This is a genomic window from Shewanella sp. T24-MNA-CIBAN-0130 (assembly GCF_040310185.1).
Lineage (GTDB): Bacteria > Pseudomonadota > Gammaproteobacteria > Enterobacterales > Shewanellaceae > Shewanella > Shewanella psychromarinicola.
Genome location: NZ_JBEOPP010000028.1, coordinates 16191 through 40198, shown reverse-complemented (window position 1 = coordinate 40198; position 24008 = coordinate 16191). Strand labels below are relative to the sequence as shown.

The following is a 24008-nucleotide window of genomic DNA, read 5'->3' as shown; positions in this document are numbered from 1 at the left end:
CAACAAACACGCTGTTGTGTATGAAGTAGTAACCTTATTTTGGCGATGTATCGCCAGTTTATATTGAATCGAATGTGCCAAGGATTTTGTGGATGAAACACAGTAAAAAAATAATTTTTGCATTACTAGCACTGGCTGTGAGCCATACCAGTGTTGCAGCACCAATGCCATTAGATCGCGTATCAGTACAAATTAATGATGGTATCATTCTTGAAAGTGAAATAACCAACATGGTTACGACTGTTAAAGCCAATGCTAAAGCAGCGAAACAAACATTACCCTCTGATGATGCTTTACGCACTCAAGTTATTGAACGCCTTATTTTAACCCATTTGCAAATGCAAATGGCTGAACGTATCGGCTTACAAATTGGTGATTTGCAATTAGACCAAACCATTGCCAATATCGCTAAAGAACAAAAAATGACCGTTGCACAAATGCAACAATCGATTGAAAGTGAAGGCACCAGCTTTAGCCAATATCGCGAACAGTTACGTCAAGAAGTCACCCTAGGTGAAATTCAGCGTATCCAAGTGCAACGCCGTATTCAAGTGTCGCCACAAGAAATTAGCGGCTTAGTTAAATTAATTCAAGAACAAGGCTTAAAAGATGTTGAGTTCCAAATTGGTCACATTCTGATTGAAGTGCCAAGTAGCCCAACCAGTGAACAACTCGAAAGTGCTAGCAGTCGTGCAGATATCGTGCTTAAACGTTTAAATGGTGGAGAGGATTTCCGTAGCACAGCTATCGCGTCTTCATCAGGTCCTAAAGCATTAGAAGGCGGCATATGGGACTTTATGAACATTAACGAAATGCCGACCTTGTTTGCAGAAGTTATTAATACCGCAAAAAAAGGCGACATTATTGGTCCGATTAAATCGGGTTCCGGCTTTCATATTATTAAAGTAGTAGACACTCGTGGTTTGCAAACCCAAGAAGTTGAGGAAGTAAAATCACGCCACATTCTACTCAAGCCATCGCCAATCCTATCGGAAGATCGTGCTAAAGCAATGTTGGCCAACTTTTTAACTCAAGTTCGTTCTGGTGACGCTGATTTTGCTAAATTAGCCAGTCAGTATTCAGAAGATCCTGGTTCTGCTGCTAAAGGTGGCGAATTAGGTTGGGCAGACCCAAGCATGTATGTGCAAGAGTTCTCTCAAACCCTTTCGAGTCTTCAAGAAGGTCAATTCAGTGAGCCATTCCGTTCAACGCACGGCTGGCATATTGTTCAACTTGAATCGCGTCGTACAACCGATGCAACAGAGCAATTTAACAGCAACCGTGCTCATCAATTAATCTTCCGTCGTAAGTTTAATGAAGAGTTACAAACCTGGTTAGACGAAATGCGTTCTGAAGCGTATATCGAAATCGTTGAGCCAGCAAGCAAACGAGGCTAAGCAAAATTAATGACTAAACGTATTGCCATCACCCCAGGTGAACCAGCAAGTATTGGTCCCGACTTAGTCATCAAACTCGCTCAACAGGCCTGGCCTGTTGAGCTAGTTGTCTGTGCCGATCCCAATTTACTCATCACACGAGCTAAAATGCTTGGACTGCCTTTACAACTCAGGCCTTATCAACCATCGCAGCCACCGAAACCACAAACGGCAGGAACATTAACCATTGCTCCTTTTACATTAGCCGAAGAGGCTAAGTGTGGTGTGTTGAATGAAGCAAACAGTGCCTATGTAGTAGAAACCTTGCGTTATGCCGGTGAAAAAAATATGTCGAATGAATTCGACGCCGTCGTAACCGGTCCCGTACATAAAGGGATTATTAACCAAGCGGGTATCCCGTTTAGTGGTCATACTGAGTATTTTGCACTGCAAGCCAACTGTGCTGATGTGGTGATGATGTTGGCCGCGCCTGGTCTACAAGTGGCGCTAATGACCACTCACATTCCACTGGCCTACGTTGCAAAAGCGATTACTCGCGACCGATTGCATCATATTATTACTATTTTGCACCGCGAATTAGTCAGCAAATTTGGTTTAGGCTCACCTAAAATTTATGTCTGTGGGCTCAATCCACATGCAGGAGAAGACGGTCACTTAGGTCGTGAAGAAATTGATACCATCATACCGGCGCTCAATGAGTTACGAGAACAAGGCATGGATATTGTTGGCCCGTTGCCAGCAGATACCTTATTTCAACCTAAGTATCTTGAACAAGCTGACGTCGTATTGGCCATGTATCATGACCAAGGATTACCTGTGCTTAAATCATTAGGATTTGGTAAGTCGGTCAATATCACCTTAGGTTTACCTTATGTTCGCACCTCAGTCGATCATGGCACCGCGCTCGAGTTGGCTGGAAGTGGTAAAGCAGATTGCGGCAGTTTTACCTGTGCATTAAACAAAGCCATCGAATTGGCCTCAAAAAGTAAGTAACCCATTTTAATGAGTAATAAAGTACATTTAGGCCACACGGCCAGAAAGCGTTTTGGACAGAACTTCTTAACCGACCAAGGCGTGATTAGCAGTATCGTAGGCGCTATTGCTCCAGATAATAATCATGTTATGGTTGAAATTGGACCAGGCCTAGGCGCCTTAACTGAGCCTGTTGCAGATATGATTGATAACTTAACCGTGGTTGAATTAGATCGCGACTTAGTTAAACGCTTACAATATCATCCAATACTTAAAGACAAGCTAACCATTCACCAAGGTGATGCGTTACAGTTTGATTTTGGTCAGTTGCAACAAGCTGGCAAAAAAATGAAAGTGTTTGGCAATCTGCCTTACAATATTTCAACACCACTTATGTTTCATTTGTTTGAGTTTGCTGAACAAATAGAAACCATGCATTTTATGTTGCAAAAAGAAGTGGTCTTGCGCTTATCGGCGAGCCCTGGCACTAAAGCTTATGGACGTTTAACCGTAATGGCACAATATTATTGCCAAGTGGTACCCGTATTAGAAGTGCCACCGGAAAGCTTTACCCCGGCGCCCAAAGTTGACTCTGCAGTGATTAGATTATTGCCTTTTGAAGTCAAACCTTGGCCGTGTAAAGATGTCCACGTATTAAGGCACTTAGTCACGACAGCATTTAATATGCGTCGAAAGACGTTGCGTAATAATTTGAAAACATTACTATCAGACGAGGATTTTGTAACACTTCAAGTTGATTCGAGTTTGCGTCCAGAGCAAATTAGTGTCCCGCAATATGTGGCAATGGCTAATATGCTGTGTGACAAAAAAGATTAATCATAAGGGTATGCATAAAGAGCATGCCCTTTCGCTTTAGGATGTAATATGAGCCAAGTTAAATCGCCTATTAAAATTAAAATCGACACCCAATATTTAGAGCAACAATCAGATGTCGCTGATAATAAATATCTTTTTAGCTATACCATTACCATCATCAATCTAGGTGATAACAAAGTGACCCTGAAAGACCGTCATTGGATTATCACCAATGCTGACGGCAAACAGAATGAAGTAAAAGGCCCTGGTGTAGTCGGAGAAACACCCACTATTGCGCCTAATACTGCTTACCAATATACCAGTGGTACAGTGATGGAGACGCCAGTGGGCTTTATGCAAGGATTTTATGGTATGGAAGATCATAAAGGAGAGCGTTTTTTAGCGACAATCCCACCTTTTCGCCTTGCTGTCCCGGGGATACTTCAATAACTCATGGCCCATTATTTTGTTGGCGATGTTCAGGGCTGTAATTCCGAATTACAACTATTACTCCAAAAAGTAGCGTTTAATCCATCCAAAGATCAACTTTGGGCAGTGGGCGATCTTATTGCCAGAGGGACTGAATCGTTAGACACTCTGCGTTTTTTCCAGTCATTACAAGACTCTGCTAAAGTGGTGCTCGGTAATCATGATCTACATTTATTGGCTCTGCACGGAAAATTAAAGCGAGCCAATCCACAAGATCATCTTGAAGCGTTACTCAATGCACCCGATATTGATGGTTTGGTTAATTGGATCCGCCAACAACCGTTAGTCAGAACCTTGCCCGAACATAATATCATCATGACCCATGCCGGCGTGCCTCCTCAGTGGGATATAGCAACCCTTAAACATGAAGCAAAGCAAGTTAGCTTAGCATTGCAGCAAGACGATTATTTAACCGCATTAATTGCCCAAATGTATACCAACGATGCAGAACAGTGGTCCCCCACATTAACCGGTATCGACAGACTACGTTACGGTATTAATGCATTAACTCGGATGAGATTTTTGCACCTCGATGGTCATCTTGATTTTAAGTGTAAATCACCGCCAAGCGAACAACACTCAGCCCAATTACGTCCATGGTTTGAACTCCCATCAAAAACAGTACCACAATACACCCTAGTCTTCGGTCATTGGGCTGCTTTAATGGGCCAGACTAATAATGCGCGCATTCTCGCATTAGATACTGGCTGCTGCTGGGGAGAACACTTAACCTTATGGCATCTTGAAAAAAATGAAAAAATCACTCAAAAAAAGTTAATTTAACGTTAAACTAAAGTAGCATTTAGCCGATAGTTAACTGTAGCGTTTATTACCTTACCATCGATACAACCACCCTTTAATAAATTCGATATTCTAATATACGATCGCACTTACAAGATAAAAATCAGCATCAAATAATAATAATAGCCGGAGTACTGTATGAAAATAAATGTAGCGACCAGAGTCATTGGCGGTTTTACTGTGGTGACGCTGTTACTGATGGTCCTCGGTGGTGTGAACATGCTGAGTAACAATAGTATTAAAGATGGCACGACGATTCTTAAAACTATCAGTTTACCTGCACTTGAAACCACGAGTATTTTAAGTGAGAACCTAAGCACCCAGCAAATTGAAGCACTATTTGCTTATTACAGTACTCATTCATCGAAAATTCCAGCGATAGAGAAAAAGCTAACCAACTTAGATAACACATTTGAATCCGATCTGACTCGTCTAAACACCTTAGTTAAATCCCAGTCACAACTGACAACACCTCTGATAGGTCTCACTAAAAGCTACCGCGCTTATGAAAAAAGTGCCGTAAACATGATCGCAGAGCGTGAAAGAGCGCTAAGTCAACAAGAGCAATTACTTAGTCTACGCAGTAATTTCGAAAATTCCGCTGACGATGCATCATCGATATTACTGGATATCATTGACCTTGAAACCAGTGAAAACGATACCGAGAAAAGCCTCGCTGCCACAGCAAGCGCCATTGACAGTACTTTTATCAATATGATCACCACTATTTATGACCTTGTGGCCGCTACTGAACAAAGCAAATATGACCTGATCATCAAAGAGTTGGATTACTTAACCAGTGAAGCTAAGGCTAAACTTGACTACATTAATCGTCAAGGTAACGGTATTGTAAATAATTCAACCTTAGAAGATCTCACCACTGAATCAGCGAAAGTGCTTAAATTACTGAATGGAGCAGATTCGATTCAGGCATTGAAACAAAAGCAACTAAATCATGATTTTGCTGCCGCTAAAATGCTTACTAACACTCAAAGTGCAGCAAAAACAGTCAATAAAAGAATGACAGTGCTCGCTAAATCAATCGATAACTTTGCCATGGAGATCAGTAACGCAGCCATTGAAATTATCGATTCAGCAACCATTAAAACCTTATTAGTGGTATTAATCGCCATCATTGTCGCCATTATTGTCAGTATTGCAGTGGTAAAACCATTAACCCGCTCGTTAGAAAAAGTCAATAAAGCCCTGAATGTTCTGGCATCAGGTGATTTAACCCATAAATTGGATGACACGGGACACGATGAATTCGCAGAATTAGCCAAAAACTGCAACAGGTTAGTCGACAGTCTCCGCAGTCTTATTGTTGGAATTGTTGATCGCTCAAACCAATTAGCGGCTGCGGCTGAAGAAACCTCTGCAATTACCTCGCAGACAACCATTGGTATTCAAGAGCAAAAAAGCCAAGTTGATCAAGTCGCGGCGGCAACCACAGAGCTGAGCTCAAGTGCACAACAGGTGTCAATGAGTGCAGACCAAGCACTCAATGAAATAAAACAAGCCGACCAGGAAGCTCAGCACATGCGTGTGCTTGCAGAAGAAAGCAAAAACACCATTCTCGCGCTTGCTGAAGAAGTCGCTAAAGCCGGTATTGTCATCAACAAAGTGCATTCCGATAGTGCTTCTATTGGTTCGATTTTAGATGTCATTCGTAGTATTGCTGACCAAACGAACTTACTTGCCCTGAACGCCGCGATTGAGGCCGCTAGGGCCGGCGAACAAGGGCGAGGTTTTGCTGTTGTTGCTGATGAAGTGCGTAACTTGGCGTCGCGTACCCAGCATTCAACCAGTGAAATTCAACAAATGATTGAAGTGTTGCAAGTCGGCACTCAAGAAGCTGTGGCAGTAATGGAACAGAGTCGAGGCCAAGCTAACAGCTGTGTTGAAAAGAACGAGCAATCTAATATTGCCTTAGAAACTATCAGTAAGTCTGTTCACAAAGCCTACGATTCAGGTAACCATATTGCTCAAGCGGCACAAGAGCAAAATATTGTTAGCCAACAAGTCTCAGAAAAACTCGAGCACATTGCTGCGATTTCTGAAGAGACATCGACGGGAGCAGACCAAACAGCACAATCGAGTCACCAAGTTGCTGTGCTTGCTGAAGAGCTACAAGCCTCTGTACGCGAGTTTAAAGTGTAAAAGCAATCATGGTATTGCACGACAACAAAAAAGGCCTACAAGGCCTTTTTTGTTTAGTAGAATAACGTCATGAAGCACACGATATAATCTACACATATAATATGCGCTAAACAGATAATGCGATCTAAAATGATAATATGATCTAAACAGATAATATGCTCTAAACAGATAATGCGATCTAAATACATAATATAATCTAATACCTATTACGATGTACGTATATTGTGCTGATAAATGCTTGCCGTAGAATAAAAAATGCCGACAAATAATGTCGGCATTTTGTTTATATTATCGTACTCATTCGATGACTGATGATACATCATCAGAATCCATCAGCGGGGCGGCTTAACCGCCTATACGTTCCTTGATCACAGCACTAATGGCACTTTCACTATGGCCATTTTCAGCAGCCCAATCTAAAATTGTTTTACCATCGGCTTCAGGATTGGCAAGGTCAGAAGAGGGTAAACGTTTAGCGATATACTCCCCGACATCGTCAGCATTTGACTTGTAGGCAGTACGCAATAAACTGCTGCCATCACAATAAATACCTGAATAAACGTTCCGTAATTTAACACGATTTTGTTTCATTTTTTTACGTAAACGGTGTTTATCATCTGATTGTACATAATTACAAATATTTGCAACTAATTGATCTGTATCGGCGATAACAGGGGCTGACACAGAAGATGCTGCAATCAGGGCTGCAATAGCCACAGGCAATAGACGCATCTGACACTCCTTTCTAATTATAGTTATTTAGCAATGAACTTAGCTTATTGTGTAAATAGCCAGTTCATCCAATTTCAGGGTTAAACACTGCTAATTTAACACTTTTTGTGTAAAGTGTTAAAACTATATTGCAATCCTTTGTCGTTTGTTGCATTTTCTGAGTTCTGTAAAACCCAAGAACCATCATCCCAATCAGGAAAGACGGTGTCACCATCTACATCGACATCAATAAAAGTAAGATAAAGAACGTCGGCTTTTGGCAATATTTGTTGGTAAAGCTGACCACCGCCAATCACCACGATTTCATCACAATCACCAGCAATGGTAATAGCCTCATCAAAGCTTGTCACGCAGGACACACCCTCAAAACTCAGCTGACTATCACGGCTAATCACAATATTATGCCGTCCAGGCAATGGCCGCCCGATTGACTCAAATGTTTTGCGGCCCATCACCACGGGTTTAGATAGCGTCATGGCCTTAAAGTGGCGTAAATCTTCGGGTAAATGCCAGGGCATTTTATTGTCTTTACCAATGACTCGATTGTTAGCCATAGCAGCTATCATCGCGATACGCATTATATCAAAATCCTTGTCGTTAAATAATCGGTCTGTTGCGATAGTAAAGTAAGCTAGGTAACGCTAATCCAACAGCAAGCGCACCTAGAATAAACACCGTTTTTAACCCGTTTACGATGACCTGAGCACTGAGCTCTGGACTGACTTGGCTTTGTGCCGTTAATTGAATTAATGCGATGACAGTATTGAATGCGTAGGTACCTGGCACCATAGGAATAATAGCCGCCACGGCGTACATCAATGGTGGCGCAAGGTGACGTTTAGCGAACTGAATGGTGATCAAGCCAACAATCGCAGCTGCAACAAAGGTCGCCCATTCAATTGGCATTGAAAAATTTAATAAAAAAGTTCTTGAACTATGACCTATGGCACCCGCTATGGCGCAGTAGATTAAATAGCGCTTAGGGACATTAAACACCATCGCAAAACCGACTGCGGGTATCGCCGAAAAAAAAGCATCATGTAACAGTAAACTCAGCAGGGATAACATTAAAAAATGCCCCCCAGTTGCATTGCAATGGTAACAACCGATGCTAAGGTTAACATTAAAAAATGCCCCCTAGTTGCATTGCAATGGTAATACCAATAACCGATGCTAAGGTTAACAAGGTCGCATGGCCCCAACGAGAAATACCCACATTCATGTGGCCTTTAACCATATCAGAAATGGCATTAATCAGTGGAAATCCTGGGACAAGCATTAACACGCTTGCCGCCATTGCCGCTTGAGGCGTTTCGGTAATAGAGGAAATGTAGCCAATTTGGGCAATGCCAGTGATCACAAACGCGGTCAGCGAGAAGTTAACTAATAAATTGAAATGCCGCGAGGCAAGAAATAACCGCACCATCATTCCAGTCGATGAGGCAAAAAATGTGATTAGGCACGCCATCAGATCACCATCAAATAAATGACAGAAGCTTGCACATGACAAACCAATCATAGGAATTACAGCAATAGCGGGGTACGATTTAGGAGTAATATGAGCGAGGCGTCTACGAACTTCATTAGCACCATAAATACCTTTTTCTGTCAGTATACAAATGCGTTGAAGTTCACAAATCACCATCATATTAATGCCATGAGCACGAATACGACGGGTCGTGGTAACGCATCGTCCTTGTACTAAGCTAGTTAATACTAATGCATTAGATGAAATCGATAACTCAATGCTAGCAAGACCTAGCGCTTTACCAAGGCGCTGGCTAATCTCTTCAACAAGATCAGACTCAGCACCATAGGCCAACAGTAGTTGCGCACAGCGCACTACAAGACGGGTAATTTCATTTTGGCTATCTTCGTACACGAAATCCTCAAATGAGCAATTTAGCGTTGGTAGATGACTTCTACATCATAATCATCATCATCAAAATCATCATCAAAGTCATCATCATAATCTTCATTGGTAATTTCTTCTTCACCACTATGATAATTATCCCATTTGAATTCGACGTCTGCATCAGGGATTATTTCTTCAACAATGGCCGGTAAACTTCTAATATAATCAAGCACTTTAATGCTTAACTCTTCAGTGCCAGTTCTGTTGAACGCTGACATGGTGTACACATCACCCTGCCAATCTAATTCATTAACGATTTGATCAATCTTTTGCTGAAGTTCATCTTCAGGTATCAAATCTATTTTGTTAAACACTAACCAACGCGGTTTTGCTGCTAGCTTTGGAGAATATTTTTCAAGCTCACCTACAATGGCACGAGCAGAATACACTGGATCGGTACCATCAATGGGTTCGATATCGATTATATGTAACAACATACGGCAACGTTCAAGATGCTTTAAGAAACGAATACCTAAGCCAGCACCTTCAGCAGCGCCTTCAATTAGACCTGGGATATCGGCAATAACAAAGCTTTGACCTGGACGCGGATTAACCACTCCAAGGTTGGGTACCAAAGTGGTAAACGGGTAGTCAGCGACTTTAGGCGTCGCACGTGATACCGAGCGGATAAAGGTTGATTTACCGGCATTTGGCATGCCTAACAAACCCACATCAGCAAGCAATAAAAGCTCGAGCTTCAATGAACGGACTTCACCTGGGGTACCTAAGCTCTTTTGACGCGGGGCACGGTTAGTACTGGTCTTAAAACGAGTATTACCTAAACCATGAAAACCACCCTTAGCCACAAGTAACTTTTGCCCATTAGCAGTTAAATCGCCCAGAGACTCACCAGTGTCTTGATCAATAGCACGAGTACCGACAGGTACTTGAAGAACTAAATCTTTACCACCATGGCCAGTACAATCACGACCACGGCCATTTGTGCCACGTTCAGCCATATGAAAACGAGTAAAGCGGTAATCAATCAGTGTATTGAGGTTTTCGTTAGCTTGCAGATATACACTGCCGCCATCACCACCATCACCACCGTCAGGGCCACCATCGGGAACATACTTTTCGCGTCTAAAACTCACGCAACCGCTTCCACCGTCACCGGCTTCTACGCGAATATTCGATTCATCAACAAACTTCATACTGACTCCTGACGCCACATAATCTGTAATTATAGCCCCAAATCAATGGGGTTTGCAGGAAAGCGCTGAAGATAGTATTCATCACGATATCGCCTACTGCATATAACAAAACCATCAAACTATCTATAATAGTTTAGTGATATAAAAAACACAAAAGCCCCACCATAGGCAGGGCTTTCGAGATCTAGCTTGTAAAGAGTTAAGCTTCGATGCTAATAAACTTACGGTTATTAGCGCCTTTAACTTCAAACTTTACTTTACCGTCTGTTAATGCAAACAAAGTATGGTCACGACCAATACCTACATTTACACCAGCGTGGAATTTAGTACCACGTTGACGAACGATAATGTTACCAGCTAGAACTGATTCACCACCAAAGCGCTTAACACCAAGACGCTTACTTTCTGAATCGCGGCCGTTACGAGTAGAACCGCCAGCTTTTTTATGTGCCATGAGTTAGACTCCTAAATTATGCGCTAATCGCAGTGATTTTAACTTCAGTGAACCACTGACGGTGGCCCATTTTCTTGTCGTGATGCTTACGACGACGGAACTTGATAATAGTTACCTTTTCGCCGCGACCGTGGCCAACTACTTCAGCTACGACTTTACCGCCAGCAACTAAAGGAGCACCAACATGCACTGTTTCACCATCAGCGATCAATAAAACTTGATCGAATTCTACGGTTTCACCAGTAGCAACTTCTAATTTTTCTAAACGAACTGTATGACCTTCAGCAACACGATGTTGCTTACCGCCACTTTGAAAAACAGCGTACATGGCTATTTTACTCCAAATGACTAACACACTAACTCATATTATTGACGAGACTAGGTGCTAAAAAACTTTTAATGACAATGGGCGCGGATTCTACGCGAAGAATTATCATCAGGCAAGTCATAATTCACTCTCAAATAAAAAAGACCTTATTACTGCACACTATTCATTAATAGCTAATGTGTCATCTTTAAAATTTAGTTAACATGGTTGTGTTCATTTAGATCTACGTTTTATAGGTGAATTGAGAGTAATCCAGCAAACTATCGCAAAATCAGGATTCTGTCGGCTCAATTGTGGAAATACATACTTTGAAAAATAGCACTGATATCCTGTAAGATATGCGCTCTAATTCGATATGATTAATTAAGGGTGCAAAGCCTGTCGCCCAACAACCAGAGACTATTATGGATTTAAACGCCATTCGTCAACTGGCTGACACTGATATGCAAGCAGTCAATCAGCTGATATACAAACAACTTGAATCTGATGTAGCCCTAATCAATCAATTAGGCTTTTACATTATCAATGGCGGTGGTAAACGTTTACGCCCGTTATTATCAGTATTAGCCGCCCGAACTGTTGACTACCAAGGCGAACATCACCTTAAGCTTGCGGCAATTATTGAATTTATTCATACAGCGTCTTTATTACATGACGATGTTGTTGATGAATCGACGCTGCGTCGGGGCCGTGAAACGGCCAATGCTTTATTTGGTAATAGCGCGAGCGTGCTCGTAGGTGACTTTTTATACACTCGCTCATTTCAAATGATGACCGAGATAGACAACATGAAAGTGCTTAAAGTCCTTGCCCATACGACTAACGTGCTCGCAGAAGGTGAAGTTTTACAGTTGATGAACTGTAATGACCCAGATACCACCGAAGCAAACTACATGCGTGTTATCTACTGTAAAACGGCAAAGTTATTTGAAGCGGCAACTCAATTAGCCGGCGTATTAGCTAAGGTTAGTCCAGAACAAGAGCAAGCATTGGCTGACTACGGTAAATACCTCGGCACGGCTTTTCAATTAACCGATGATTTACTCGATTATACGGCTAACGCCGACGAGCTAGGCAAAAACATTGGCGATGACCTTGCTGAAGGGAAACCAACATTACCGTTAATTTACGCAATGGAAAACGGCTCTGATCAAGCAAGAAAATTGATTAGAGACGCTATTAAGCATAGCGATGGAACCAAAGTAATTGATGACATTTTAGTCGCATTAGATGAGTCTGGAGCCTTGACTTATACTCAAGAAAAAGCTCAAGTCGAAGCACAAAAAGCCATTGATGCACTGAGTATTTTCCCAGAAAATGACTACAAACAAGCATTAATTTCATTAGCTCACTTGTCGGTTAATCGCAATAATTAGCAGTAGCTAAAAACTGAATGGTTCGCGATGACATTGATTTTCTGATAACGATGTATTGAAAAAAAGGTGTGAATATCATATTCACGCCTTCTTTTTTGTTATCAAACTTGCCAATTAATGGGTTTTTTACCCTGTTCAAATAATATTTTATTTACGCTTGAAAAATGACCGCAGCCAAAAAAACCACGGTAAGCAGATAATGGCGATGGATGTGGCCCCTGCAGCACATGATGAGGTGCGGTAATCAATCGACCTTTTTTAATCGCATGATTTCCCCAACACACAAATATAATGGGCGATGATTGCTGATTCAATCGACTCAATACATTATCAGTAAACACCTCCCAGCCTGATTTAGCATGTGAATGAGCTACCCCCTGCTCTACCGTCAGCACGGTATTTAATAATAATACTCCTTGCTTAGCCCATGGGGTCAAATCGCCGTGTTCGGGTATTACAAAGCCTTCAATATCATTACGTAATTCTTTATAGATATTCGCTAATGATGGCGGCGGTTTTATGCCTTTTTTAACCGAAAAAGACAACCCATGAGCTTGATTGGGCCCATGGTAAGGGTCTTGCCCCAATATCACCACTTTAACCTTTGACAGCGGTGTTAAATCAAAAGCCGCGAATACTTCATCATCAGGTGGATAAACGGTTTTATTATTGACCCTTTGTGAGGCTATAAAGCTTTGCAAATGTTGATAATATGCCTGAGATTGTTGTTGCTCAAACAGCTCTTGCCAATGAGAAGTCATTCAATGTATTCCTTAAAAGAAAACGACAAATTTGTGAACCACTTAGTCTTTGGTTTACTATTAACAGCTTAATCACCCTTATGAATAATATGATGCCATTACATAATAACAAAAGCACTGCTAATAACGGTTTTACCCTTATTGAACTTGTCGTGGTTATTATCATACTTGGGATCATCGCAATTATCGCTTTGCCTAGGTTCGTCGATTTAGGCCAAGACGCTAGAATAGCCAGTGTAAAAACCACTGGCGGGGCATTTTCTTCGGCAATAACCTTGGCCCATATAAAATGGGCCGCCATGGGGTATTCAGGCCCAGCAGATAATCTAGCTATTTTCAGTCAAGCTGGAACCGATGGCGAACTTGATATGAACCAATGGGGTTACCCTGCACAAAATTATCCACCTTACGAAGCTTCGCCAAGATTGAATAATGTTAATGACTGCCTTTCCGTCTGGCCTACTCTGTTGCAGGATGGTCCCAGCGTATCGAGCAGTGCTAATAAAGATACATCTGATTACCAAGCTCAATATATCAACCCAGACCAATGCCGTTATTACTTCAACTTACTACCGCTTATATCGATATATTATGATTCACGTAACGGCCAAGTGTTGGTAGATTCAGATCCCAATCGATAATTTTTTACCTGATATTTTCAATTAAAGACGTTACACTCAGTAGAAAATTAACTTACCAACAAAGTGGATCTAATGTCTGAAGCCAAAACAGAATTAACAATGTATCAAGTAGCTGACCAATTTATTGCCCTAGCCAATCAACTAAGCCAACAAGAAAATGATATTGGTAAAGTCGGTACAGCAATGAGATTTGCTTCTGCACGCTTTAATGCGTTCGAAGCCTCAATTAAATCAGCTGATCTTGCCGCTGAAAAAGATCATGCATTAGCTTGGTTTTCTGATGAATTTAAAGCCATGCTAAAAGAAAACTTAGAAGACCATATCGCTAACCCTCCTGTCGCTGCACCTGAACAAGAACAAAAAGGCGATGATAGCGTGCAACAGTTTAAAGGCGGCTAACATTCATTCTACGCACCACAGATGATTAGTTGTAACAATAATCCCTAGCAGATTACTGCTAGGGATTATTGTTAATGACCGCCTTGCTCATCACTGACCACGAACTGTTGCCAAATATAAGCGTCACATGTCATCGTCTCAATTCACTTTTCACTCTAACCATTGCATTTTATTGCCGCCAATATCATTTATTAGTCTAAGCACCTCAAACGCACGCGCTATAACAGAGTGTAGATAACCCTAATAGAAAGCAGGATCAATACAATTCCAGAAAGCCTGTCAATCAGCTTGGTCTTTTCACGTAACCTAGGTAATACAGCTGAATGTGATAACACGAATGCAATAATGGTATACCACAAGCCATCAATAATTAACGGCGTAAGCACAATCAAACCTTGACCGGTAACGGTCTGAGCCGCTAACACAAACTGACTGAACAAGGCTAAGAAAAACAGTAATATCTTTGGGTTAAATAACGAAATAACAATACCATCTCTTGCTGCAATCCACAGACCTGTAGGTTTGCCCGCAGCCAACTTTTGCTGCATACCGCCTTTAGACCCTAGAGCCTTAATCCCCATCCACGCTAAGTAAATCGCCCCGATGATGGCTATGGTATTAAAAATTAATGGGGATGCCTTTAATACTGCGGCCAGTCCTAGTAAAGTGACTAACGCATACACACCAATCCCTATCGAATGCGCCCAAGCACACACAACGCCATGTAATCTTCCGCCACTGAGCGTATGCCTCACTACCATAGCTAAACTAGGTCCTGGGGACATTGCTCCCAAACAACAAATAGCGAGGAGTCCCAGCCAAGTACTTAACGTCATAACACCTCTTATTTACAATGAACAATCATGAGTCTTTGTACAAAATACATTTTAACAACCAGTTAAGCCGACAATGCTAATGTACTGAAACTCCACGAGATGATAAAGCATTTACACAGGAAACCTATGGCGACATTAATGATGATATTACTTTTGGTTATGTTCAGCGCCGTAGTCATACTGATTTGGGCAAAAATAAAGGGCAAACCGATCCCGACCTTAGTGATCGTTATGCTCATTTTCATGGGGATCTGTTTTGCCGGTGTTATTGCCTTTATTAATAAAGGTGAAGACTATCAAGCCTACCAAACATTGAATTGGCAGCCACTTGAACCGCAAAAAATTGCTGACTATGTGGCACAAGGAAATATCGTGTTGGTTGATATTACGGCAGACTGGTGTGTGCCCTGCCAAACCAATAAAGCCAATGTGCTTCATCGCGAGCAAGTGGTCAATACATTAAACCAACGGCACATTATCTTAATGCAAGGTAACTGGACCCGAGCTGATACTGTTATTGAGCAGTATATGGGCCTGCAAGCGGTTGCTGGTACCCCATATAATAAAGTCTATGGCCCAGCCTATCCAAATGGTATTGAGCTGCCTAAAGCACTTATTATTGACGACCTTTACCATGCTTTATCGTTAGCCAACCCGAACGGTGCTTAAGTGGCAGTATGAAAATAAAAAAAGACTGCCGCAGCAGTCTTTTTGTCATTGAGCCAATAACGCTCATTGCCACTTCAATTAATTAGAAGCGATAGTTTACACGGCCATAGTAGAAACCACCGTTGTAATCGAATGGACCACTTTCATAGTACACCGCACCTAACGCACCTAAAGTGCCGTCTTTTAGCTTCTGCGCTTCTTGATCGAAGATGTTGTTTGCACCCACTGATACCGTTAGGTTATCAAGTACCGCATAACTGACTTCAAGGTCGATAGTCACTGCAGCATCAGCCATTTCAGACCCAGCAGCAGAGGTATCATCAGCATGGGTTGCATAGTACTCACCAAAGACATTACCACGAACTGACATGCTTAAATCATCCCAGCTTTGGCCCCAAGTAAGGGTGGCACGGTGTGCAGGAATACCATCTTCTAAACGACGAACCTTACCTGCATCCGTTGTTTCAGGATCAAATTTATCAACAATGGTATCTGTCCAACCATAGGCTAAACTAAATTTGGCATCACCTGACAGCATTTCTGTCATATAAGTACCTACAATATCAACACCTTGAGTCGTTGTATCAAAATCATTAGTGTAGAAAGTTACCGCCGAGATTAACTCAGGGAATTCAACACCGGCAGCTCTTAATGCATCATAGTCACTGGCTTCAACCGAAATTTGGCTTGACTGTGCAATGCGACCGGTTACTTCAATGTTGTAGTAATCAACCGTTAAGAACAAGTTATCGTATTGATACACAAAACCAGCTGCATAGCTAACAGACTCTTCTGGATTAAGTACTTCACCCCCATAAAAAGCAGATAAAGGATTGGTTGGCGGCGCAGTAAAGGTTTGGATCAAGTCACCGTTAACAATCGATGTTTGAGTGTTCACTACGTTTTCTTGACCCACAGTTGGCGCACGGAAACCAGTACTGTGTGAAGCACGAAATGATAATTCATCGGTTGCAACATACTGCGCGGTTAACTTGTAGTTTAATGTGTCGCCAAAAGTAGAGAAATTTTCATAACGCAGTGCAAAGCCTAATAATAAGTCTTCGGTTAAATACGCTTCAATGTCGGTATAAACACCAATGTTGCTTCGGTCATTTTTACCGGCTGATTCTGGACCAAAACCTTTAAAGCCGTGTGAGCCAATGTTGAAGCCTTGATCAGCATAAGGACCTGCAATCCATGAAGCTTCATCACCTTGACCAATCTCAAATGACTCTTCACGCCATTCAAAACCAGTAGCAAAGCTAATATCTTCTAAGCTACCAATAGTCACGAAACGACTAAAGTCTATGTTAACAGTTGTTTCGACTTGCTCGTATGAACCAGTATCAAAGTCAGTTGGTGTATCTAAACCCATTGATGGGTTTAATGAGTTCTTTAAACCAAAGCTGGCTTTGTTACTGCCCGTACCTGCGCTCACATCATACATCCACTCGCCAGACTCGCCTTTTACACCAGCGAAGAAAGACATATCTTCAATTTTACCGGTGAACTGAGGTGTATACCCGCCTGGACGGATTTGGTTCATTGAGAAACAGTTCGGATCGGCAACCATCGCTTGATACTCTGGCGTATTAAGCACGTTTGGTACTTCAGCAGAGATAACACCACAAGTCGATTGGTCGCCATTTATCGCACCAACCAATAGCTCTCTCGTATCATCATCTGGATCATCTGGATCATTTGGATTGATTGTTGAATAAACCAAACTACGATCTTGTGGATTACGATAGTAAAAACCACCCGTCGCTTTGCGTGAGGACACATTACCAAAAGCGTATAAATGGGTGTTGTCATTGATATCAAAGCCTGAATTTACAAATACGGTAAAATCATCATTGATTTCTGGGTTACCCCAAGTTTGCGCAGGGTCTTGAATGGATGTATTACCCGCTGCGGCAATCGCTGCGGCATCTGGGCGTTGTACACTGCGGCTAGTCGCATCAGCGGTTTTATATTGTGCACTGAGGTTAATAAAACCATCATCCGTCAAAGGTAAACCAATATTACCGTCAATGGTGGTTGCTGCGCCGTCACCTTCGTAATATTCACCCTGACTAACAGTAATTGATCCACCTTCAGAAGCATCCTTTAATACGAAGTTCATCACACCCGCAATCGCATCGGATCCATACTGCGCCGCAGCACCGTCACGTAATACTTCAACTTGCTTTAATGCCACACCAGGGATCACTGAAATATCAGGGCCTTGCGCACCATCGTTAATGCCACCACCTTGGAAAGCAATAACGGAAGCACGATGACGGCGTTTTCCGTTGACCAAAATAAGCGTACTGTCAGACGGGAGGCCACGTAAGTTGACCGGGCGAACAAGCGTCGCGGCATCACTAATAGGTTGTGCTCGAGAGTTAAAAGAAGGCACTGATGTCACTAACATATCGATCATGTCAGTCGAACCATTTTTTTTCAGGTCATCACTGCTGATAATATCAATTGGAACCGGTGAATCACCAATCGAACGAGGTGCCGCACGAGAACCTACGACTGCGATTTTTTCGACATTTTCTTTTTTTGCGATGTCTTCATCTTCAGCAAAAGCTTGAGAGCTAATAACCGTTCCGGCAAGTGCAAATGAAATGGCTAAGCTCAGAGAGCTGATACCAAATTTAGATTTTTTTGATTGAATCATTATTATGTTCTCAATTGCTTATTATTGTTGTTTGTCGACGATATTTTTCACAAAAATGAGTGAAAAACATGTCTCTCCCTATCGAAACATTCCCTATTTCTAATACATTTTTATAACAATTAAATTACAATTACTAACACTTTTTTGGATAAATAAGCACATGCTAAATAGGTGTTAACAAAAACACAACCTAAGCAGTTGATTTTTAGTGACATAGATCACACAAAAAATTATTTTCAATAAGTAAACTTTTACAACACAATCTCTATAAAACTCAACTGTAACCATAATTTTACGTTTAAAACCGTGTTTTTTATAACGAGAGTTTTAAATAAAAACATCTAACGTGAATCATCTAATTCCGATTCAATTTCAGTCAATCTTTGCCAATTAATATTGACCCGTGTAGCTTAGTAAAATAATCTAAACGGACGTTTGATTTATACTTGTTACTAATAATCAAAAATAATAACCAAAAATAATAACCAAAAATATCTAAGGTGGTATGTATGGCATATGATGCAGATTCAATACTTGATTTACACCAATACACATCCATAGTTGATTTAATCGAAAAAGCTTGCGACAAGTATGCAGATAACACGGCATATGCCTGTCTTGGAAAAGGCACTACGTTTGCTGAAATAGAACGAAATTCTCGCCATTTTGCCAGTTATTTACAGCATTGCACCTCGTTGCAACCGGGCGACAGAGTCGCAATCCAGCTGCCTAATATTACTCAGTTTGTTATCGCAGCTTATGGCGCGATTCGTGCGGGAATGGTGTTAGTCAATACCAACCCAATGTACACCGAGCGCGAACTTATTCATCAATTTAACGACTCAGGTGCAAAAGCCTTAGTTGTGTTATCTGATTTACTGCCAACCTTACCCAACGTCATCAGCAAAACAGCAGTAGAGTTGGTTATTTCAACCCACGCAATGGATCTTATTCAGCCACAACAACAGCCAGATACGTTATTCGATAAAGTCACCTTTATCGCCGTGTTAGCGGAAGGAGCCCAACATCAATACCACCCCGTAAAACCAACCCACGATGACTTAATTGCATTGCAATACACAGGTGGAACAACAGGTTTGTCCAAAGGCGCTATGCTCAACCATGGCAACCTTTTAGCCAATTCTGGCCAAGTAAAGTCACGAATTGCCAGCACCATGACCGAAGGACATGATGTATTTGTCGCACCATTACCGATTTATCATATCTATGCTTTTATGGTTAATTTAGTGTTGTATTTTGAGGCCGGTGGTTGCTCAGTATTAATTCCAAACCCTCGTGATATTTCTGGGCTAATCAATACCATGAAGGCCTATCCATTTACCGGGTTTGCCGGCTTAAACACATTATTTGTCGGTCTATGCCATCAACCAGAATTTAAAGCCCTAGATTTCAGTAAAATGAAAATAACCATTTCGGGTGGTACGGCATTAACCAGTGCAGCGGCTAATTTATGGCAGCAAACCACAGGTTGTATGATTTCAGAAGGCTATGGTTTGTCTGAAACATCTCCGGTAGTCAGCATTAATGCCCCAGGATATCAACGCCTTGGCACTATTGGTAAACCAGTATTAGGGACTGAAGTTCGAGTACTGGATATAGATGATAATGAGGTCGCTGTCGGACAAGCTGGCGAACTTGCCGTGCGTGGCCCGCAAGTGATGCTAGGGTATTGGAATAAGCCAGAAGAAACCGCTAACGTCATGACCAAAGACGGCTTTTTTAAGACTGGCGATATTGGGGTTGAGAGTGAAGATGGTTATCACACCATTGTCGATCGGAAAAAGGATATGATTATTGTCTCTGGCTTTAACGTTTATCCTAATGAAATCGAAGATGTGCTATCAACCCATGAGTTAGTGCTCGAATGTGCCGTGGTGGGGGTTGAAGATGAACGTTCTGGTGAAGCAGTAAAAGCCGTGATTGTTCTAAAACAACAATCGACGAATATTGATGAGACAAAACAAATCATTAAAGATTATTGTCGCAGCCAACTGACTGCATATAAAGTGCCACGAATTATTGAGTTTACAGAACAATTACCAAAAAGTGCAGTTGGCAAAATTTTGCGTCGGGAGCTCCGTAAATAGAGAGCAAGTAAGTAGAGATCGAGTAAGTAGAGCGTTATGTTGGTAAAACGTCAGGTCACTCACCTCAACTCAGGATAATAAGCACTCATCAAGCTGTCGTTATCAAGTGCGATTATCTAACTGTGATTATCTAACTGTGATTATCTAACTGTGATTATCGAACTGTGATTATCGAACTGTGATTATCGAACTGTGATTATCGAACTGTGATTATCGAACTGTGATTAACGAACTGTGATTAACGTCATTTAACACGGTTAATCAATTTGAATAAAAAAGATGCCTAGGCATCTTTTTTATTCGTCACACACAAGCTCATACCTTAAAGCGATAACGATTATGACAACTCGTTATCCATCAATAACTGTAAACTGGCAAATTCACGATATAGCTCATTGCTCGCCATTAATTCGTTGTGGGTGCCGCTGGCAACGAATAGCCCTTTATCTATCACAAAAATTCGGTCTGCATTGATCACGGTCGCCAAACGATGGGCAATAATCACCGTAGTCCGTTTGGCCATAAGTGAATCAAGCGCCTGCTTTACTTTGATTTCGCTTATGGCATCTAACGCACTCGTCGCTTCATCAAGCAGTAATATTGGTCTGTCAGCAAGAATAGCTCTTGCAATAGCAATACGTTGCTTTTGCCCGCCAGACAAACGGACTCCACGTTCACCTAAGTAGGTCCAATAGCCTTCAGTAAACTCGCTAATAAACTCATCCGCTTTAGCGGCAATACAGGCCTGCTTAACCTCTTCATCACTGGCATCTAAGCGACCATAACGCACATTGTCGAGGACATTCATGGCAAAAATCACCGACTCTTGCGGCACAAGCGCATACTGTTGGCGTAAGTCAGCCAATGTCAGAGTCGAAATATCAATACCATCTAATAAAATTCGCCCTTGTTTAGGCTGATAAAAACGCATCATTAATTCAAATATGGTGCTCTTCCCTGCTCCGCTAGGCCCTACTAACGCCACTCTTTCACCTGGAGCAATCGTTATCGACAACTGGCGGATCACGTCTTGTCCCAGATCAGACGGATAAGCAAAGCTCACCTTATCAAAACTAAGCAAACCATTAACAGGCACGACTAATTGATTCGGTGTAACTTGCTCAGGTATATCAATAGGCGTATTAACTAACTCAACTAACCGCTCTGCTGCGCCAGAGGCGCGTTGGATCTCGCTAAACACTTCACTGATGGTCGCCACCGAGCCTGCAACCATAACGGCATAAAACATAAACGCAGACAGCTCACCACCGGTGATACTGCCAGACATAACATCTTGTGCCCCAATCCAAGTCACAAAGGCTATCGCCACAATGCTTAAAAACATCACAGTTGAAATCAGTAGTGCGCGATATTTGATCCTGCCTTTAGCCACATCCATTACCGCCTCAACTCGGTCGGCAAAGAGTTGGCGGTCTTTAGCTTCGTGGGTATACGCTTGAACAGTATGAATTTCATGTAATGTCTCATCGATATACGCACCAAGATCGCCGACCCTATCTTGGCTTTTCCGCGACAAGGTTCTCACTTTCCGTCCAAAAAAACTGACTGGCCCTAATACCAAAGGCACCGCTAACAACACTAATGCCGTCAATTTAACACTGGTAAAAGCCATCATAACGATGCCACCAACCACAGTCACACTTGAACGCAGCGCCATAGATAAACTGGACCCAACAACGCTTTGTAATAAAGTGCTGTCTGCGGTAAATCGTGAAATCACCTCCCCCGTTCGCTGAGTCGCAAAAAAAGCAGGTGATAACAATAATAAATGATTGTATACCTGTAACCGAATATCAGCACTGACCCGCTCGCCAAGCCAAGTCATGATATAAAACCGGCAGAAAACCGCAGTGCCACTGATCGCGGTAATAGCAACTATAAACAACATAATTTCATTCAAGCGCCCAGCATTATCAGCAATAAAGCCTTCATCGACCATTAACCGAACACCTTGCCCAAGCGATAGCCATGCCAGCGATCCAATAAACAGAAATACAATAGCCGCCACTACCTTCATACGATAAGGAGACAGAAATTGTAAAATCCAAGGTAAAACAGAATGCCGTAAAGGAGGTTTAGCAGAAGATGGGGACTCAGTTGAAATAGTCGTTGGATTCGTCACAGTATTAACCAGCATATATAACTAAGATATTCTGATAATACCAACAAAACACCACATTGTAGATGCCTTAACAATAAGGGCCGACACAGCAGGATTACGACCGCCGAAAAAATGATGCTAGTATCACTAAAAAATAAGATGAAAAATAGCATGAGAAATAATATAAGACAATCACACGGCTTTACATTAATAGAGTTGGTTGTTGTTATGATTATTTTGGCCTTATTGGCCGTTGTCGCGCAAAGTAAATTTATTGATTTACGCACTGACGCAATAGTGTCGACTATGGATGGAATGGAAACAGCCATGCAGTCAGCTGCAACATTAACCTATTCAAAAGCCGCTATTGCTGGCGTCGAGAGGCTTGCGATAACTACGCTGAATATTGATGGTGTCGATATTAAGTTGGCCTATGGTTAGCCAGATGGTACCGCTGCGGGTATACCATTATTAATGAATCTACCTGAAAATGATTGGAACAAACGCGAAAGTGTGTTTCCTGGAGCATGGATATACTGGCATGGAGTGATCACTGAGGACGCTGGCAAAGCGGCGTGTTATTTACGTTATAGGCAAGCAACATCAACCACGGAACGCCCTATTATTAATGTTCAAACCAGCGGCTGTTAACAGCCCAAAAATGCCATTAAGATTCAGGATAACGCTTTTCAATCGCTTTCAAAGAGCGTAAAAACAAGCCTAAACCACCCACGCTGAGCACCAAAATAACGATTAAATCAAACGCGCTCATGTAAGAAAAACGAAAATGAATCGAGCTTATTACCCCAAAAATCAACGCCACTAACGAACCAAATGTCAGCAACCACCCGAGAATATTTTTAGCGTTATAAAACATAATTCCCACGCCAAACATAAAGGGTATCATCACCATGCCACTGGTAAATCCAAAGCCGCCCAGCTGATATAAATGGCTGCTAAAACCAAATGAGCTGGTTACTTTGATAGCATTTAACAACATATAAAAGCCACCACAGATCATCACTAACCCAATAAAGAACTGACCCATTCCACCAGATGTTCCACCAGCACCTTTCATCATTATTCCTTGAAAACCATTATTTTACGGCAATAGATTGATATTACTCAACCGTACCGTTAATAGCAATTATCTCTGTTGCATGAGTCTTTTTACCGAATAATGATTTACCATCAAAGCAAAATATTTATA

25 protein-coding genes are annotated in these 24008 nt (G+C 41.8%); 13 read left to right on the top strand and 12 right to left on the bottom strand.

The window, feature by feature from the left end:
• Positions 1–92: 92 nt before the first annotated feature.
• From surA to AAEZ02_RS12500, 6 genes are all read left to right on the top strand, one after another.
• Positions 93–1397, top strand: coding sequence for a peptidylprolyl isomerase SurA (gene surA, locus AAEZ02_RS12525; RefSeq protein WP_124012330.1), 1305 nt, complete (start codon positions 93–95; stop codon positions 1395–1397).
• A gap of 9 nt (positions 1398–1406) precedes the next feature.
• Positions 1407–2390 carry a 4-hydroxythreonine-4-phosphate dehydrogenase PdxA gene (gene pdxA, locus AAEZ02_RS12520; RefSeq protein ID WP_101034404.1) on the top strand — a complete coding sequence of 328 codons (984 nt, stop codon included), beginning with the start codon at positions 1407–1409 and terminating at the stop codon, positions 2388–2390.
• Between the two features lie 9 nt (positions 2391–2399).
• On the top strand, positions 2400–3206 hold the full coding sequence (gene rsmA / locus AAEZ02_RS12515; RefSeq protein WP_101034403.1) for a 16S rRNA (adenine(1518)-N(6)/adenine(1519)-N(6))-dimethyltransferase RsmA: 807 nt from the start codon (positions 2400–2402) through the stop codon (positions 3204–3206).
• 48 nt (positions 3207–3254) lie between these two features.
• Positions 3255–3635 carry a Co2+/Mg2+ efflux facilitator ApaG/CorD gene (gene apaG, locus AAEZ02_RS12510; RefSeq protein ID WP_101034402.1) on the top strand — a complete coding sequence of 127 codons (381 nt, stop codon included), beginning with the start codon at positions 3255–3257 and terminating at the stop codon, positions 3633–3635.
• 3 nt (positions 3636–3638) lie between these two features.
• A complete protein-coding gene (locus AAEZ02_RS12505; RefSeq protein ID WP_351076729.1) occupies positions 3639–4457 on the top strand; it encodes a symmetrical bis(5'-nucleosyl)-tetraphosphatase in 819 nt (272 codons plus the stop codon).
• Between the two features lie 156 nt (positions 4458–4613).
• On the top strand, positions 4614–6635 hold the full coding sequence (locus tag AAEZ02_RS12500) for a methyl-accepting chemotaxis protein (protein ID WP_351076732.1): 2022 nt from the start codon (positions 4614–4616) through the stop codon (positions 6633–6635).
• Between the two features lie 345 nt (positions 6636–6980).
• On the opposite strand, the gene AAEZ02_RS12495 is transcribed toward AAEZ02_RS12500, so the two are convergent.
• From AAEZ02_RS12495 to rplU, 7 genes are all read right to left on the bottom strand, one after another.
• A complete protein-coding gene (locus tag AAEZ02_RS12495; protein WP_351076735.1) occupies positions 6981–7367 on the bottom strand; it encodes a DUF3718 domain-containing protein in 387 nt (128 codons plus the stop codon).
• A gap of 95 nt (positions 7368–7462) precedes the next feature.
• Entirely contained in the window at positions 7463–7945 is a 483-nt protein-coding gene (folA, locus tag AAEZ02_RS12490) for a type 3 dihydrofolate reductase (protein ID WP_101034398.1), read from the bottom strand.
• A gap of 19 nt (positions 7946–7964) precedes the next feature.
• Entirely contained in the window at positions 7965–8435 is a 471-nt protein-coding gene (locus tag AAEZ02_RS12485) for a threonine/serine exporter family protein (protein WP_101034397.1), read from the bottom strand.
• Between the two features lie 55 nt (positions 8436–8490).
• Entirely contained in the window at positions 8491–9249 is a 759-nt protein-coding gene (locus tag AAEZ02_RS12480; RefSeq protein ID WP_101034396.1) for a threonine/serine exporter family protein, read from the bottom strand.
• Between the two features lie 20 nt (positions 9250–9269).
• Positions 9270–10436, bottom strand: coding sequence for an Obg family GTPase CgtA (gene cgtA, locus AAEZ02_RS12475; protein ID WP_351076743.1), 1167 nt, complete (start codon positions 10434–10436; stop codon positions 9270–9272).
• Between the two features lie 199 nt (positions 10437–10635).
• Positions 10636–10890: a 50S ribosomal protein L27 gene (rpmA, locus tag AAEZ02_RS12470; RefSeq protein WP_006080527.1), complete on the bottom strand. Its 255-nt coding sequence runs from the start codon at positions 10888–10890 to the stop codon at positions 10636–10638.
• Between the two features lie 16 nt (positions 10891–10906).
• Positions 10907–11218, bottom strand: coding sequence for a 50S ribosomal protein L21 (gene rplU / locus AAEZ02_RS12465; RefSeq protein ID WP_011638532.1), 312 nt, complete (start codon positions 11216–11218; stop codon positions 10907–10909).
• A 404-nt stretch (positions 11219–11622) separates the two neighbouring features.
• Here rplU and ispB point away from each other — a divergent pair, with 404 nt between their 5' ends.
• Positions 11623–12594, top strand: coding sequence for an octaprenyl diphosphate synthase (gene ispB / locus AAEZ02_RS12460; RefSeq protein ID WP_351076750.1), 972 nt, complete (start codon positions 11623–11625; stop codon positions 12592–12594).
• Positions 12595–12695: 101 nt separating this feature from the next.
• On the opposite strand, the gene ung is transcribed toward ispB, so the two are convergent.
• On the bottom strand, positions 12696–13355 hold the full coding sequence (ung, locus tag AAEZ02_RS12455; protein ID WP_124012335.1) for a uracil-DNA glycosylase: 660 nt from the start codon (positions 13353–13355) through the stop codon (positions 12696–12698).
• Positions 13356–13444: 89 nt separating this feature from the next.
• Between ung and AAEZ02_RS12450 the strand changes: the two genes are divergently transcribed.
• The gene (locus tag AAEZ02_RS12450) at positions 13445–13996 is read left to right on the top strand and encodes a prepilin-type N-terminal cleavage/methylation domain-containing protein (RefSeq protein WP_372491490.1); all 552 of its coding nucleotides are present in this window, start codon (positions 13445–13447) and stop codon (positions 13994–13996) included.
• A 72-nt stretch (positions 13997–14068) separates the two neighbouring features.
• Complete coding sequence (locus AAEZ02_RS12445) at positions 14069–14395, top strand: DUF3144 domain-containing protein (protein WP_101034392.1); 327 nt, start codon at positions 14069–14071, stop codon at positions 14393–14395.
• A 218-nt stretch (positions 14396–14613) separates the two neighbouring features.
• On the opposite strand, the gene AAEZ02_RS12440 is transcribed toward AAEZ02_RS12445, so the two are convergent.
• Positions 14614–15231, bottom strand: coding sequence for a LysE family translocator (locus AAEZ02_RS12440; protein WP_351076756.1), 618 nt, complete (start codon positions 15229–15231; stop codon positions 14614–14616).
• 138 nt (positions 15232–15369) lie between these two features.
• Here AAEZ02_RS12440 and AAEZ02_RS12435 point away from each other — a divergent pair, with 138 nt between their 5' ends.
• Complete coding sequence (locus tag AAEZ02_RS12435; RefSeq protein ID WP_372491488.1) at positions 15370–15900, top strand: thioredoxin family protein; 531 nt, start codon at positions 15370–15372, stop codon at positions 15898–15900.
• Between the two features lie 82 nt (positions 15901–15982).
• On the opposite strand, the gene AAEZ02_RS12430 is transcribed toward AAEZ02_RS12435, so the two are convergent.
• The gene (locus AAEZ02_RS12430; RefSeq protein ID WP_124012339.1) at positions 15983–18568 is read right to left on the bottom strand and encodes a TonB-dependent receptor plug domain-containing protein; all 2586 of its coding nucleotides are present in this window, start codon (positions 18566–18568) and stop codon (positions 15983–15985) included.
• Positions 18569–19077: 509 nt separating this feature from the next.
• On the opposite strand from AAEZ02_RS12430, the gene AAEZ02_RS12425 reads away from it, so the two are divergent.
• Positions 19078–20676 (top strand): AMP-binding protein, encoded by a 1599-nt coding sequence (locus tag AAEZ02_RS12425; RefSeq protein ID WP_351123296.1) that lies wholly within the window; start codon positions 19078–19080, stop codon positions 20674–20676.
• A 337-nt stretch (positions 20677–21013) separates the two neighbouring features.
• Here AAEZ02_RS12425 and AAEZ02_RS12420 read toward each other — a convergent pair whose 3' ends face one another.
• Positions 21014–22834: an ABC transporter transmembrane domain-containing protein gene (locus AAEZ02_RS12420; RefSeq protein ID WP_164839444.1), complete on the bottom strand. Its 1821-nt coding sequence runs from the start codon at positions 22832–22834 to the stop codon at positions 21014–21016.
• A 135-nt stretch (positions 22835–22969) separates the two neighbouring features.
• Between AAEZ02_RS12420 and AAEZ02_RS12415 the strand changes: the two genes are divergently transcribed.
• Positions 22970–23239 carry a type II secretion system protein gene (locus AAEZ02_RS12415; protein WP_351123293.1) on the top strand — a complete coding sequence of 90 codons (270 nt, stop codon included), beginning with the start codon at positions 22970–22972 and terminating at the stop codon, positions 23237–23239.
• A 33-nt stretch (positions 23240–23272) separates the two neighbouring features.
• Positions 23273–23449, top strand: a complete 177-nt coding sequence (locus tag AAEZ02_RS12410; RefSeq protein ID WP_351123290.1) for a hypothetical protein — start codon at positions 23273–23275, stop codon at positions 23447–23449.
• Between the two features lie 16 nt (positions 23450–23465).
• Here the strand turns inward: AAEZ02_RS12410 and AAEZ02_RS12405 are convergent, their stop codons facing one another.
• Positions 23466–23876: a hypothetical protein gene (locus AAEZ02_RS12405; RefSeq protein ID WP_124012674.1), complete on the bottom strand. Its 411-nt coding sequence runs from the start codon at positions 23874–23876 to the stop codon at positions 23466–23468.
• Positions 23877–24008: the final 132 nt, after the last annotated feature.